Source organism: Janthinobacterium sp. (genome assembly GCF_009923995.1).
Classification (GTDB): Bacteria; Pseudomonadota; Gammaproteobacteria; order Burkholderiales; family Burkholderiaceae_D; genus Janthinobacterium.
Genome location: NZ_RFSK01000055.1, coordinates 1 through 15,155 on the forward strand (window position 1 = coordinate 1; position 15,155 = coordinate 15,155).

Annotated in this window: 10 protein-coding genes and 1 pseudogene; 1 reads left to right on the top strand and 10 read right to left on the bottom strand. The window is 63.9% G+C overall.

Annotated features, from left to right (window positions below):
* The 8 genes and pseudogenes from EBS11_RS22070 to EBS11_RS22105 all read right to left on the bottom strand — a co-directional run.
* Positions 1–1,334: pseudogene (locus tag EBS11_RS22070) on the bottom strand (hypothetical protein); the annotation flags it as partial.
* Positions 1,331–2,800 (bottom strand): hypothetical protein, encoded by a 1,470-nt coding sequence (locus tag EBS11_RS22075; RefSeq protein ID WP_290606436.1) that lies wholly within the window; start codon positions 2,798–2,800, stop codon positions 1,331–1,333. The gene EBS11_RS22075 and the pseudogene EBS11_RS22070, both read right to left, overlap by 4 nt.
* The gene (locus EBS11_RS22080; protein WP_290606438.1) at positions 2,797–7,362 is read right to left on the bottom strand and encodes a tape measure protein; all 4,566 of its coding nucleotides are present in this window, start codon (positions 7,360–7,362) and stop codon (positions 2,797–2,799) included. Before EBS11_RS22080 ends, EBS11_RS22075 begins: the two co-directional genes overlap by 4 nt.
* 116 nt (positions 7,363–7,478) lie before the next feature.
* The gene (locus tag EBS11_RS22085; protein ID WP_290606440.1) at positions 7,479–7,814 is read right to left on the bottom strand and encodes a hypothetical protein; all 336 of its coding nucleotides are present in this window, start codon (positions 7,812–7,814) and stop codon (positions 7,479–7,481) included.
* 8 nt (positions 7,815–7,822) lie between these two features.
* Positions 7,823–8,275, bottom strand: a complete 453-nt coding sequence (locus tag EBS11_RS22090; protein ID WP_099667435.1) for a hypothetical protein — start codon at positions 8,273–8,275, stop codon at positions 7,823–7,825.
* Positions 8,276–8,350: 75 nt separating this feature from the next.
* Positions 8,351–9,556, bottom strand: coding sequence for a phage tail tube protein (locus EBS11_RS22095; protein ID WP_290606447.1), 1,206 nt, complete (start codon positions 9,554–9,556; stop codon positions 8,351–8,353).
* 355 nt (positions 9,557–9,911) lie between these two features.
* Positions 9,912–10,454, bottom strand: coding sequence for a hypothetical protein (locus EBS11_RS22100; protein WP_290606449.1), 543 nt, complete (start codon positions 10,452–10,454; stop codon positions 9,912–9,914).
* 18 nt (positions 10,455–10,472) lie between these two features.
* Positions 10,473–10,889: a hypothetical protein gene (locus EBS11_RS22105; protein WP_290606451.1), complete on the bottom strand. Its 417-nt coding sequence runs from the start codon at positions 10,887–10,889 to the stop codon at positions 10,473–10,475.
* A 151-nt stretch (positions 10,890–11,040) separates the two neighbouring features.
* Between EBS11_RS22105 and EBS11_RS22110 the strand changes: the two genes are divergently transcribed.
* Positions 11,041–11,763: a S24 family peptidase gene (locus EBS11_RS22110; protein WP_290606453.1), complete on the top strand. Its 723-nt coding sequence runs from the start codon at positions 11,041–11,043 to the stop codon at positions 11,761–11,763.
* A gap of 44 nt (positions 11,764–11,807) precedes the next feature.
* Here EBS11_RS22110 and EBS11_RS22115 read toward each other — a convergent pair whose 3' ends face one another.
* Together EBS11_RS22115 and prpF are read right to left on the bottom strand one after the other, a co-directional pair.
* Positions 11,808–13,706 (bottom strand): propionate--CoA ligase, encoded by a 1,899-nt coding sequence (locus EBS11_RS22115; protein ID WP_290606455.1) that lies wholly within the window; start codon positions 13,704–13,706, stop codon positions 11,808–11,810.
* Between the two features lie 186 nt (positions 13,707–13,892).
* The gene (gene prpF / locus EBS11_RS22120) at positions 13,893–15,089 is read right to left on the bottom strand and encodes a 2-methylaconitate cis-trans isomerase PrpF (protein ID WP_290606457.1); all 1,197 of its coding nucleotides are present in this window, start codon (positions 15,087–15,089) and stop codon (positions 13,893–13,895) included.
* Positions 15,090–15,155: the final 66 nt, after the last annotated feature.

Genomic DNA, 15,155 nt, shown 5'->3' on the forward strand with positions numbered 1-15,155 from the left:
GCCTGCGCGCTGCCGTCGGCATTCGTCTGCGAGTTGGCCGCCTGCGCCGCGTACACGCCCGCATCCGCCGCCCGGGTCGTCGCCGTCGTGGCTGCATTATTGGCTGCGATGGCCGACTGGCCGGCCTCGTTGGCCTTGGCGCTGGCCGTGCCGGCCGAGCCTGACGCCGCCTGTGCTGCGTCGGCGGCACCATCGCGTGCAGCCTGGGCGCTGACCTTCGCTGCGCTTGATGCAGTCGATGCCGTCTCGGCGGCGTTCGCGTAGCTGGCGGCACTCTGCTTGCTGTCAGCGGCGGCAGCGGCGCTGGCGCCTGCGCCTTGCGCCGACTGCGCGGCAGCCGCTTGGGATGCCTGGGCAGCCGACGCCGAGCCGGTGGCGCCGGTCGCCGCCTGGGATGCCTGGCCCGCCGAGGTGCTGGCGCGGCCCGCATCCGCATTGGCGGCCGTGGCCGACTGGCTGGCCTGGCTGGCGTACTGCCCGCCCTGGCCAGCAGCTGCAGCCGCCTGCTGCTTGGACAGCAAGGCCGCAGCAGCCGCCTCCGTGGCAGCGGCGGCCGACACCGCCGCGCTGGCCGTATCGCCGTAGGCCTCGTCCAGTACGTCGATCAGGTCGATCTTGGCTCCCAGGTCGGCATGCAGCTGCGACTGGGTAATCTCGCCCGTCAGCACGCCCAGCAAGTGCTCGACTTCCGCATCGGACGCGCCGATGGTGCCGCTGCCGGTGTTGTACGGCCCGGGGATGGCCGCCCGCGAGACGTAGCGTATCCAGTAATACCGGGTAACACCCGGTCCCACCGGATCGACGTATTCGCGGCCATCGGCGCGGCCCGCCAGCGCCGCCTGGGCAAAATTATTGACCTGCGCCCGCCAGACCTCCGTGTGCGACAGGTTGCTGTAGTTGGCCGGCGCCGCGTCCCATGCCAGCGTAATCGTGGCCGGATGCCCGGTGGTAGCCAGGCCCGTCGGCGCCGGCGGCGGGCGCAGGTCCAGCGCCTGCTGCTTGGCCACCGTCTGGCGGGCGACATAGGTCAGCCCGTCGATGACCGTGGTGGCCGTCACCGTCACTATGCTGGCGGCCATGTCGGCAAACTGCAGCACGGCGTCGCCGTTGGCCACCGTCAGCGGCACGGCCGGATCGCTGGAAAACGTGATCTCGCCCACGGCGCCCAGCATCAGGGCCGAAAACGTGATCGCCGCCGGCGTCGGCGCGCCGACCACCGACACCTCGAACAGCGTGGCGCTGGGCGTGAGCAGCAGCGCCCGGTCGATGGGCGCCGCATGGCGCGGTACCGTGTTCATGATGAGCGTGTCGCGCTCCCCAAAAATCGCGCTCATGCCAGCACCCCCACCGTCGCTCTGCCCGTCAGCCAGAAGCGCGACAGCATCACCACCACACCCGGCACGCCGTGCTGCAAGCCGAAGCGATCAGCGCGCAACATTACGGGCTGTCCCAGTTCCAGCATCATCATCTCGGGTTCTCCATCAAATTCGTAAATGGTGCGCGGCACCTTGTTCAATTCCAGGCGACGCTGCGCTTCCGCGCGGGCGTCGGCCCGCATTTTCAGGCACGTGTCGATCTGCACCGGATCATCGGACAGGCGGTAGCGCGTGCGCGCCGCCTCGTCGACCACCGTCTCCGTCAGCCACTCGGTGGCGTACAAGTCCGCGTGCGCGGGCGGGATGCTGGTCGTCAGGCCAGCCTGCAACGTCCAGTTCCTGTCGAAACCGATCTTCACGGCAGCCGTCACCGGCAGGCGCTGCGCGGGACGCAGCGAGCGTTCGCGCATCTGCTCCGGGCCGATCGCCACCGGCACGCCAGCGGCCGGCAGCGCGATCTGCACCAGGCGCAATCGTCCCGTGCGCGACATGATCGCCTGGGCGCCCACGCTGGCCGCCAGTTGCTGGATGGCCTGCGCCTGATTCGTGCGGTCCGCTACGTACAGGCCCACCGGCTGCGGGTGGGCCACGTCGAAGGCCGCCAGATTGACCAGATCCAGGTCAGCCAGCGTAAAACGGTCGGCGGCCTTGCCGTAAGCAGTGGCGATGCGCTGCACCAGCGGCGCGATGCGCGGCGCATAGCCGCCGCCCTTGTCGCCCTGCACGCTGGCGGTGATCGTGGTGGAAAACGGATCGGTCGTCAGGTTGAAGCGGCCCGCCTGGTCATTGAGCGCCACGGCGATCGGCTTGCCATTGGTGCGCACCTCGAACGCCGATTCGACGGCGCCAAGAAAACCATATTCCAGGGTAGCGGGATTGGTCAGCAAGGGCGCCACGTTGTGACACTCGCCGAAGGGGATCGGCAGGATGGCATCCTTGTTGGGCGTGGTGCCGCCCAGCTTCGCCTCGGAAATCGGCGTATTCAGCCGCTGCAGCTTGTCGCGCAGCACCAGGTTGACGGAGGCCCGCCCCGAGCTGGCCACGTCAGCAATGATGCCGTCGAAGACCAGCTGAAAGTCGCTGCGCGGCCAGGACGGATCGCCGGACCAGACCTTGATGGGCCGGTTCATCCAGACATCATCCAACCAGCCATCGAGGGCGCCGTCGGCGTTGTCAAGTTCGATATCACCGCCCGACAGGCCAGCCTCGCCGGACAGGCTGACCTGCTCGGTGAAGGCCAGGCCGCCGCTGACCAGCGGCAGGTAGGCGGTATTCGCCGGCACCTCGAGCGGGCCGGTCACGTAAGGCCGCGAAGCGATATACCGCGTCACCTCGCTGCCGGCCACGTTTACCTGCGCCTCGATCAGCACCATGCGGATGGCCGACGGGCTTTGCAGCCATGCCAAAAATTGCGCATCTGTCATGCGTATTCTCCTTTCACTGCACTGGCCCAGGACGATGCCCGGGAAGATTTATCCACGCCCTCGACCACCGTCCTGGCGGCATTGGCGTTCGATTCGACGGTGGCCTGGATGGTGGCGCCCGTCTGTGCGCGCTGGTCGGCGCGCAAGCCCTCCAATTCGGCGCGCATGGCCTGGTTATCTTCGCGCAGGCCGCGGATTTCAGCGACCAGGGCATCGGAGCCGACGTTCGCCGCCGAGGAATAACGCACGGGGTCGAACGCGGCCGGCGCTTCCACCGCAGATTCTCCGAAAGAAGCGGCGACAGACATGCCGGCAGCAGGTACAAAGCTCATGCCACCAGCGATATCGGTCTGCCCGCCGGCCCGCAACGCCACGCCCAGCGCATCGACCGCTTGCTGGATGCCAACCGCCGTCTTGTTCAGGTTGATCAACTGGCCAACTTGCGCATCGAGTGCCGTCAGCTGCTTTTGCGCATCAGTCAACTGCGTGCCCGTGATCGCCGCCAGCGCTGACAGCTCGGCCTGGACCCTGGCCGCATCGGCGACATAGCTCGCGCTTGCAGCGTTCACGACCTGGCTGGCCGTCAAATACGCGGTGGCGGTACCTGTCAGCGCAGACTGCGCCGCAGCGTCGCCCGTCTTCGCCTTGGCCAGCATCTCTTCGTACTGACGCTGCGCCTCGGCCATCTTCTGCATCGGCGTCAGTGTCGACAAGCTGCCCAGCAACAGGGAATCCTTGAAGGTGCGGATGCCGTCGCCAAACGATTTCAGACGCTCGATAGTGGACTTGAGGGCCGAAGACTCCGTTTCATAGGCACTGGCAATGTCCTGCCGCGCCTGCAGCTGGTCATACAAGGCCAGGTTAGCGGCATCGACCGCTGCACGCTCCCTTGCACGCAATTGCGCCGTAGTCATCGTCATCTGGTCGAGCTTTTCCTGGATACCCTTGCGCTCGTCGGCAATACTCTGTTCCGACCTGGTCAGGCTTTCCGTCGCCGCATGCGTCTTCGCGAACGCATCGGCCAATGCCATCAGGCCCGCATACTGGTCGGCCCCAGTCTTGGTGGCCAATGCGCCAGAATTAACCAATTGCAATACCGTGTCCTTGAACTGCGCGCGCGTAGTCACACTGGCATAGCCCAGGGCCGCCATCTGTTCCGTCACGTGTTTTTGCACGGGCGCCAGGCGCTCGGATTCGGTCAGGTAGTTTTCGGCAAAGAACGCTGTACGATTGCCCAGTGCTTCCACGCCGCCTGCAGCCTTGACCAACTGTTCACGTGCCGCCAGGGAAGCCACGCCAACGGATCCGAATGCCTGCTGTGAGGTGCTGCCCAAGGTTGCCAGCATGGCATCGACGGCCGCGTAGTGGCCCGCCAGACGCTGCAGCGCCGCACTCGCCGATTCGCCTTTCATACTCAGTTGCGACAACGATGGCACCAGTTCCTTTGCCATCGTATCGCTGACACCGGTAAAGAAATCGGCAATCGCTTTCTGGTTCGCGGCATCGTCCTTGGTCATGACGATATTGAGCGACTGCGTGCGCGTGGCCAGGCTATCCGTGTTGACGCCCAATGTGCTGGCGAAGGCGCCCGTCACTGCCTTCATCTGTGCATACGTATCGCCAAGCGATGCCGCCAGCTCGGCATCGACTTCAGAGCGGTCGCTTCCCTTTTTATTCGAACGGAAAAGACCACCCTTCTGGGTCCAGTTCGAATAACTCTCGCCCGTAAAGCCATCGGCTCCGAGACTGCCGGAAATGCCGGCGCTGCTGACCTTTTTCTCGCCCATGCCGAACAGGCGGTTCGCCGCGCCACCCAGCAGGCCGCCCACCAGGGCTCCCACAGCAGTACCTACCACCGGGAAAATGCTGCCAACGACAGCCCCGATCGCCGTACCAGCATTAACGATGCCATTACGGCCATATTCCCCTGAAATCATCTTGCCGCCATATACGCCGCCCATGACGCCGGCGGCGACGCTTGCCACCGCGCCTACACCGGTGGCGAATGAGCCATTGACCCCGGCAGTGTACGGCGAGCCTTGCAGCATACTCATGCCACGCTGCACGCCATTGGCCACCGAAGTACCAATACCGGAAAGTCCGCTGGACAGAGATTCATAAATGCCTTTCGCCGAACTCAGGAACGACTGGATGCCCCCACTATTGGCCACACTGCCCTGCGCCTGCGCCGCGCCCGGATTCAGGAACGAAGCAAAACCGGCAGCGATGGGCGACATAATCGGTTGCAGCACGAGGTTGTTGAACATGTCCTTCAACTTGTCCTTGAACATCGTTGCTAACTTCTTGCCGCCTTCGAAGCCATTCATGAAGGCATCGGTCAGCGACTTTTCGATATCCTTGGCGCTGGCGGCCCAATCATCGGAAGCCTTCTTGGCCGCCGCAGCAGACGCCTCCTTGGCTGCCAATTCTTCTATCGCCGTCATGCTGCGCTGCTTGGCATCGATCAAGGCATTCAAATACTCGATCTGCGCCGCGTTTTCCTTGCCCACCGCCAGCGCGGCGCGCTGTTCCTTCAGCAGCGCCATTTCGTTTTGCGCGATGGCGGCCTTGCTCATGCCATACACCGCCACCAGCTTTTCGCCAGCCTCGGCTTCCTTGACGGCATCGGCGACGGCCTGCGTCCGTGTATCGGACAGCGCTTTCGCGTCTGCCAGCGCCTGCTCGGTCACAGCCCTGGCTTGCCTGCCCACCTCGATCTCATCGACGCGGGCCTGAATCACCTTGCGCGTGACCTCGAATCCCGCCAGTTGTGACGCGGTCACTTTTTTAGTACGATCCGCCAAGATCTCCTTCAACTGATAATCGTACTTTTGCGCCTCGTTCATCTCGGCATAACCGGCAGCTTCGCGCTTCAGGTCGCGGGCCTTGCCGTGCATCTCATTCATCATGGATTCGAAAGGCGTGGGCGGAGCGGGAAGCGCCGGCATGCCTGTAGCGGTCCCGTTCTTCGGTTTGCCGGGCGCTTCTTGCTGCTCAAGCTGCTTGAGCTTGCCGCGCACCATATCCAGTTCGCCCTGCAGCCTTGCCAGGTTGCTGTCCACCCCGGCCTTGTCCAGGGAGTGGTATTTTCCCGTGCGATTGCGCACGGCATCCATTTCCGTCGAAATCTCCAGCATGCGTTCGCCAGCCGGGGTATTCAGTCCTTTCTCCGACACGCCCAGCTTTGCCAGCTCATTGCGCTTTGCAAGCTGGACCATCTGCTTGTCGAGTTCAGCAACGATTTCCTTGGTGCTCTTGCGCATGGGTTCTACGGCTTTCTCCGCATTGTCCTTCGACGAACTCCCCCACATGGCCCAGGCGGTTGCGCCCAAGCCAAGCACCGTGACAAACAATCCGATCGGGCCACCCAGGAACGCCAACGCACCGCGCAAAACGCCAGCGGTGACAGACGCGGCACGCATTGCTGCTGTCTGCGCCACCAATGCGCCGGCATGGGCTTCGGCGGCAACTGCAGCACGGCGTTGGGCCGGGATGAGGCCATTGGTGGTCAGCGCCAGCGCCACGTCGGCCTGGCTGGCGCGTATCGTCGCCTGTAATTCAGCCACGCGCGCGGTCGCCAGTGCGGAGGTGGCGGCGGTCGCCGTCACGTCGGCATTCGCCGCCGCCAAAGTGGAGGCAAGCAAGGCCCGGTTGGCCGCGACCTTGCTGTAAGTAGCCGTGACTACGCCGTAAGCCCAGGTCGCGAATTTCGCCGTGGTCAGCGTTTCGAGCACGCCAACGACCAGGGTCAGGTTATTCGACAGAAATTCAAGACCATTCGTCATCAGGCGCACGGCGCCGGTCGACTCCGCCTGTCTCGCCGTGAATTCCATCACGTTATTGCTCAGAACTGTAAAGCTGCCACCGATGGTTTCGAACTGCACAGCTCCCTTGCGCAACTCGCCCAGCGCGTTCGGCAGCGCGACCGCCATCACGTCGGCAGTGATCAATCCTGCGCCAGCAAGCGCGGCGAGCGCTTCTTTCGATACACCCAGGCCGGTGGCCATTGCTGCCATGACTTCGGGAGCGGCCTGGCTGATGGCATTGAATTGCTGGCTGCTCAGGGCGCCATCGGCGAAGGCATCGGACAGACCCTTGAAGGCGGTAGCGGAATCGGTCGCCGAGGCGCCGCTGATCTTGACGCCAAGACTGAGCGCCTCGGTGATGCCGGCCACTTCAGCCTGGCTGATGCCCAGTTTCTTGGTCGCATCATTCATCTGGGCATACAGGGCCGCCGTAGAGGCAAGGTCCGTCTGCGCCGAGGCGGCTATGCGCTTGACGTTGTCATACGCCTCGCCATATTCCTGCGTGGAATTGGTCGACATGCGCAATTGCGCTGTCAGTTTCGTATATTCGTCAGACAGTTTGACGATCTGGCCGATATTATTGGAAATACCCAGGCTGGACAGTATCTCCGTGTATTTTTTCGTGACATCTTCAAGTTTCAAAGTCGACTTGGCGGCCCGCTCGCTGGCCTCGCGTATGCGTTCCAGGTCATCTGCCGCGATGCGCACATTGAGCGTATCGATGCGTATCTGTAATGTTGCAATATCAACGGTCATAATTTACCCATAAAAAAAGCCACCGAAGGGTGGCAATGCAAATCGAGGCCACCCTTGCGACGACCGTAGTGTTTTCTGTGTCACCTCTGTCATAAAAAGGTCAGGCGGAGGCTTGCCTAATGCGACATGTTTTGATGGGTGATATAGGCTGCGTCAAGCTGATCGAGCAGCTCCTCTTCCCATACCGTCAGACGGATACGATGCCGCAGTTGCCATGCCAGGATATCCAGACTGCTCAAGGGATTGGCTGCCATGCCGTTTTGCCGCTTGCGGCTCATCTGCACAAAAAACTGCCACACGTGCGCCAGTTCAAACGGCAGTTGCGCCCGCACGGGAGCCTGCTGCTCCCGGTAGAGTGGATGGCGCTTCGCGGCATCCATGTGCTCGCCTTTCGCATTGCCATCAGCCGCCTTTGCCGAACGCTCGAACTGTTCGTCGGCAAAGAGCAGCAAGGCAGCGGCTAGACCGTCAAAAAATTGCCGTCTGCCTCGAGCGCGGCCAGCACTTTTTCCTGCCAGGACGGCATTTTTTCAAAAATTGCCTTCAGCAAGGCCGGGGAAGGCTGTACCGGGACGCCCTTGTCGACAAAACCCGGCATGCCCACCACCACCGCGATGGCGATCTTCATGTTGCGGTTTTCCGCCAAGTCATACAGTTCCGCCGCACCTTCGTCCGTCTTCGCATCGATTTGCTTGCTTTTTTGTACCGAGCGCTTGATCGCCACCACCGACGTTTCGCGGATCACGGCACGGTACTGGTCAGAATTTTTGCTGACGATGTCAAAGCCCGCCTTGTGCGCGCCGTCTTCGTCAAACAGCACCGACACCAGGTGAACCTGATCCACAGCCTTGTTGCCATCATTCAACAGGGAGATATCAAAACCAGCCGAAGCGATCATTTGTGCGTTGTTCATATGTATTTTCTTTCTTGATTGCGGTAAAGGTAAAAGGGCCGCCACGATGGCGGCCCCGGTGCAGGTGCTAGCTGGTTACAGCGCGCTGTCCTGGATGGTCAGGGTGGTCGCTTCGTGCTGCGCATCCGTGCCCTTGTAGCGCAGGACGTCGAAGGCGCAGGTAACGATCTTGTTTTTCTCGCCATCGTCGATCTTGGCCGAGGTGATCTTGATGCGGCCCATGGCCAGCGCCAGCACGTCGGCTGCCGGCGCCGTGCCCGACGCCATGGCGTAGGCCAGCGGAATTTCCGTCTCGGACTTGAAGTAGTCGAGGTAGGCGGCGTCCTGCAGCAGCACGGTGAACTGGCCCGAGCCCATCACCTTGCCGCGCGAGGCGGCCGTGGCGTACTTCGAGCCGATGACGGGGTCCACCTTGACCTGGCCGTCCAGCGAGACGGACATGCCGGTGCAGATCTGCGACGGAATGCCGTTCACCGACAGCATCGCCGTGGCGCCCGAGAATTTGCCCGAGCCAGGCGCCGCCAGCGGCGTGGCGAAGTGCGGCACGGCCGTGGTCGGGCCTTCCGCCTTGCCCATCAGGGTAAAATCCAGGCTGGTGATGCCGTTCGGCTGCACGGCGATATCCATCTTGCTGACCAGCTGGTCGACGAAGCTGCGGTGCACGCCGATCTTCGGGTCCTGCACTTCGGCCGTGAACCAGTCGGTGGTGTGGCCCGTCAACGGAGTGAAGCTGCGCTTGCCCACCGCCGCCACGCCGATGGAGTCGCCAGCCGCCTTGACGATCATGGCCGAACCGTCCATGAACTGGCCATTCAGGTTGGTGGCCGTCACCGACGTAACGAAGAAGTTCTTCGCATTGTTGGCGGCGGCCGGCGCCGTCAAGCCCGTGATGCGCACCACGCTGCCGGCGCGGAAGCCGTCCGCCAGCCAGGAGCCGGCGCTGCGGGTCAGGCCCGTGGCGGCGGCGGCGATCGTGGTTTGCGCGGCGGCGACGCCACCGGCCGTAAAGTCGCGGCGCAGCAGCGCGGCCATCAGCGGCGCATACGTGCCGCAGGCCGCTTCGGCCTTGATGGCGCCCGTGGTGCGGAAATTGCCCAGGCGGGTATCGCCCTGCTGCTGGCTGGCGTCGATTTCGGCGCTGGCGTATTTGTCCGCTTCCGTGTCGAAGGTGGCGGTGACGCGGGGGTAGATCTGGCCGCCGCCGGCGGCGGCCTTGCTGCCTTCCGCGCTTTGTTTGCTGATGACGATCACGCTGTCGATGCCGTTTGCTGTCGATGCCATAGGTAATGCCTTTCGTGGGATGAAAAAAAGACCGCAGTTGCGGTCTTGGGGTGGAACTACTTAAAATCAGGAGAAAAAATGACGCAGCCCGCGCGCGGTGAGGCGGCGGGCTGGCGTCTGTGCGTCCGGGCGGCACGGGGCCGCGCCGAACGGAAGTTGGGCGAAGAGCGCCAGGAAGGCGGTTCGCTGCGCTGAATTCCCCTATCGGTGGCACGCCAGCGGCGCGCCTATTACGAGTGGAGAAGCATGTGGTCCTGCGGTACTGCGGTGCTGCTGTTGCGATGACTGTTGCTGCCTGATCGAGACTCTATTGTAGGGGGCTTTTTTTCATCGCCAGGCATATTGCAAAAAAAATTTAGTGACCCAGGCGGCGCATGGCACGGGCACCGTGCGACTGGAAAATGCCTTCGAGTTCGCTGACCATGTCCTTGATGCGCTCCAGCTCAAACCCGCCGGAACAGGTGATCGGTGCTTCGCCGCTGCCCTGGCAGCCCTTGCAGATGGCCGGCGCGCCCAGGGTGTCGGCCGCCACCACGCCGGTGCCGTGGCAGACCTGGCATTTGCTGTCGAGCCAATGCGCAAGCGACGCTTCGGCGACGCGGCGGTACAGGGTGTTGGCCGCCTGCGCATCCCAGGCCGTGTGCGCCTTGACCCAGCGCCGTGCCTTGCCCTTGTGCGTCACGGCCGCGGTCCAGGCGCGCAGCAATTGGGCCAGGTTGCCCGCGTTCCCCTCGAACAGGCGGCTGACGGTGCCATCCGCGTACTTGACGCGGCACAGCAAGGCGCCCATGTCGCCGGCCAGCGCGGCGGCCGCGATGACATCCAGGTCGTGGTGGACGGCATCGTCGCGCAGGTTCTGCGATGACAGCGATGCGATGAATTTTTCTGCAAACCCCATGATTTCTCCTCGTTGATACTAATCGTTGTTGCGTGCCGGGCCAAACAGCGCGGCCACCAGCGGATCGCGATGCGCCGTGCCGCGTGGCCAGCTGGACGTGCGGCACACCTGTGGCGGCAATTCGGACCAGCCGTCGACTTCTTCGTCCTGTTCGCCCAGCGCGTACAGGGCGGGCCGCTGACGCCCCGGTTCCGTGCAATGGCGCTGCGCCAGGTGGATCTGACCCAGGCCGCACATGTGGCGCAAATAGCGGCTCATGGTGCCCGCATCGAGTCCCAGCAAGGCGGACAATTGCGCCGCGCTGGCCTGCCCCTGCTCGCCGATGTACTGCGCGATGCGGGCGATATGCAGCTGTGACTTCCTGCTGCGTCCCTGTAACTGGCGTCCCTGCCGCGGCGCCGCCCTGCTTCCGACCATCTGACTGCTGTTCAACATCTGCCTGACCTCCCGTGGTGTCGCCAGCCGGCAGACGCTCTTGTGCGAATTTGCGACAGGCAACGAATGGACTTTATCAATCGCTAATGTTAAAGTCAAGCATTTGGTAATTTATCAAACGGTAAATTTCAGGTTTAATGTGGAGATGAATATGTATCAATACAGACGCGACCGCCTGCTGGCCCTGATACGCGATCACTACGACAACACGCGCAAGAAAATCTCCGACGCCAGCGGCTGGAGCGAGGCGCGCATCTCGCAAATCCTTTCGCCCACCTACCGCGAAGGGCGCGCCTTCAGCGAGAAGATCGCGCGCAAGCTGGAAGCGGACCTGCGCCTGGAGGGCATGTATTTCGACCAGGGCGCGGCGCCCGACCAGGCGGCGCTGTCGGCGCGCGCCCTCGATGCGCTGGGCGAGGTGCGGCCGGTGGTGGTGGCCGATGGAGAGGATGAGCGCTTCTACCCGATCCGCAAGGTGAAACTGCGCCTGTCGGCCGGTATCACGGGCTTTGCCATCGAGCCGGAAACGCACGACGGCAGCACCATCAGCGTGCCGCGCAGCTGGGTCGAGCGCAATGGCTACCACCCTGAAAAGCTGGTGGCGATCAAGGTCAAGGGCGAGAGCATGGAGCCGGCCCTGTACGAGGATGACGTGGTAATCATCAACACGGCCGACAACCGTCCCGCCGATGGCGTGGTGTTCGCCGTGAACTATGAAGGCGAGCCGGTGGTCAAGCGCATGGCGCGCGATATCGGCGAATGGTGGCTGACGTCGGACAACCCCGACCAGCGCAAATACCACCGCAAGCTATGCCGCGGCAACGAATGCCTGATCGTGGGCCGGGTCGTGCGCAAGGAAAGCGACCGGATTTGACACCGAAGTTTATCGATTGATAAACTTCGATAAAGTGACGCCGTTTAAGCCAGCGCTGCCTGGATCTGCTGCAGCGCAGCCGGATCGTCCATCGACGTCAGGTCGCCCGGGCTGCGCCCTTCGCAGATGGCCTGGATCGACCGGCGCAGCAGCTTGCCCGAGCGCGTCTTCGGCAGCTGGCCGACGAACAGCACGCGCGCGGGCCGCGCCACGGCGCCCAGCTGATGGTCGACCACGGCCATCATCTCGCGCTCCAGCGCCGCTTTCGCGTCGGCGCTGTCGACACCCTGCGGGTTCTTCAGGATCACGAAGGCCATCGCCACCTGCCCTTTGAGCTTGTCTTCCACGCCCACCACGGCCACTTCCGACACGTTCGGGTGACTGCTGATGCTTTCCTCGATCTCGCGCGTGCCCAGGCGGTGGCCGGCCACGTTGATCACGTCGTCCGTGCGGCCCAGAATAAAGTAATAGCCATCCGCATCGCGCATGCCCCAGTCGAAGGTGGAATACACCTGGCGGTCGCTGAAAGTGGACCAGTAGGTATCGACGAAGCGTTCGTCGTCGCCATACACGGTCTGCATGCAGCCGGGCGGCAGCGGACCTTCCAGCACCAGCACGCCCTTCTCGTTGGCGCCGCACTCCTCGCCCGTGGCCTCGTTGAGCAGCTTGACCTTGTAGCCATACATGGCCAGGCCGGGGCTGCCCAGGCGCGTCGGCGTGGCCGCCCCGTCGCCGGGCACGCCCTTGGCCACGGACAGAATCGGCCAGCCCGTCTCGGTCTGCCAGTAGTTATCGATGATGTCCACTTTCAGTTCGTCGGCGATCCACTGCGAAGTCGTTTCATCGAGCGGTTCGCCCGCCAGGTACAGCGCCTTCAGGGAAGACAGGTCGTGCTTGCGCATCAGTTCCACCGGATGCTTGCGCAGCACGCGGATGGCCGTCGGCGCCGAGAACATGCGCGTGACCCGGTATTTCTCGACGATGCTCCACCAGATGCCCGCATCGGGACAGATGGGCAAGCCTTCGTACAGGATGGTGGCCATGCCGGCGATCAGCGGCCCGTAGACGATGTAGGAGTGGCCCACGACCCAGCCGATGTCCGAGGTGGCAAAGAAGGTTTCGCCCGGCTTGCCGCAGAACGTGTACTGCATCGACGCGGCCAGCGCCACGGCATAGCCGCCCACGTCGCGCTGCACGCCCTTGGGCTTGCCCGTCGTGCCCGAGGTGTACAGCACGTACGACGGCTCGTTCGATTCGAGCCAGGCGACGGGCACCCGCGCATCGATGTGCTGCTCGCGCAGCACCGCGTAGTCGACGTCGCGGCCCGGCACCAGCTGCATCGGCACCAGGTGGCGGTCGACCAGCAGCACGTGCTGCGGCTTGTGGCTGGCCAGGCGGATGGCTTCATCGAGCAGCGGCTTGTAGGCAATCGCCTTGCCGTTGCGCGAACCGGCATCGGCGGATAACACCAGTTTTGGCTGCGCGTCGTCGATACGGCTGGCCAGGCTGTTGGCGGCAAAGCCGCCAAACACCACGGAATGGACGGCGCCGATGCGCGCGCACGCCAGCATGGTAAATGCCGCTTCGGCGATCATCGGCATGTAGATCAGCACGCGGTCGCCCCTGGCGACGCCCAGCGACAGCAGAATGGCGGCGCAGCGCTCCACTTCGCGCTGCAGTTCGCGGAAGCTGTACGTGCGTTCCGTGTTCGTCTCGGTGGAAATGGCAATCAGCGCGGGCGCGTCGCCCTGGCTGTCGACCCAGCGGTCGACGGCGTTGTGGCACAGATTGGTGGTGCCGCCGACGAACCATCTGGCGAACGGCGGGCGGGAATAGTCGAGCACTTGCGAAAACGGGGTATGCCAGGCGATCTTTGCCGCTTCCTCGCGCCAGAACGCTTCTGGCGTGTCGATCGAGCGCTGATAAAATGCTGCGAAATTCATGTCTCCTCCGGTAGGCGTGCCATCTGTTGTCGTATTTTCTGTTTGTTCCTGTTCTGCTGATCTGTTCGGGCGCGGCCCGCCGGCTGATGCCGATCGGCGGCACCATGTGCAGGGCCGGCATCAGGGCGATGACGAACGCCCCTCAAGCCTGAATGGCCGGGCCGCCTGCGGCCCGGCCTGCATGGCTCACGCGCTGAAGGAATCGCCGGGAATGCGCACGGCGCCTTCCATCAGCACGCGCGCGCTGCGGCTCATGATGGCCTTGGTGACGCGCCAGGCGCCATCGGCCAGCGCCGCTTGCGCGCCCACCATCAGGGTGCCGGACGGGTGCCCGAAGCGCACGCTGCTTTTTTCGCCGCCGCCCGCCGCCAGGTTCACCAGGGTGCCGGGAATGGCCGCCGCCGTGCCGATGGCGACGGCCGCCGTGCCCATCATGGCGTGGTGCAGCTTGCCCATCGACATGGCGCGCACCAGCAGGTCGATGTCGCCCGCTGCCACGTTTTTCCCGCTGGACGAGACATAGCTGGCCGGCCTGGCGACAAACGCCACCTTCGGCGTGTGCTGGCGCTTCGCCGCCTCGTCCAGGTGGGCGATGAGGCCCATGCGCAGCGCGCCATGCGCGCGGATGCTCTCGAACCGGGCCAGCGCCGCGGCATCGCCGTTAATGGCGTCCTGCAGTTCCGTGCCCGTGTAGCCGATGGCATCCGCATCGACGAAAATCGTCGGGATGCCCGCGTTGATCATCGTCACTTTCAAGGTGCCGATGCCGGACACGTCGAGGTCATCGACCAGATTGCCGGTAGGGAACATGGCACCGCCGCCGCCCTCTTCCTCCGCGGCCGGATCGAGGAATTCCAGTTTCACTTCGGCGGCCGGGAAGGTCACGCCATCGAGCTCGAAGTCGCCCGTTTCCTGGACTTCGCCATGCGTCATGGGCACGTGGGCGATGATGGTCTTGCCGATATTGGCTTGCCAGATGCGCACCGTGGCGATGCCGTCCGCAGGCACGCGGGCGGCGTCCACCAGGCCGCTGGCGATGGCGAACGAGCCGACGGCGGCCGACAGGTTGCCGCAGTTGCCGCTCCAGTCGACAAAGGGCTTGTCGATGGAGACCTGGCCGAACAGGTAGTCGACGTCGTGCTCCGGCTTCGCGCTTTTCGCCAGGATCACCGTCTTGCTGGTGCTGGAAGTGGCGCCGCCCATGCCGTCGATCTGCTTGCCGTAGGGGTCGGGACTGCCGATCACGCGCAGCAGCAAGGCGTCGCGCGCGGCGCCCGGCACCTGCGCGCTGGCGGGCAAATCCTGCAGGCGGAAAAACACGCCCTTGCTGGTGCCGCCGCGCATGTAGGTGGCGGGGATTTTGATTTGGGGTGTGTGGGTCATGGAAGTTCCTGCGTTGAATGGCTGATTAAACCCAACGGCGAATTGCCGGGGTCGGACCCTGAGGGT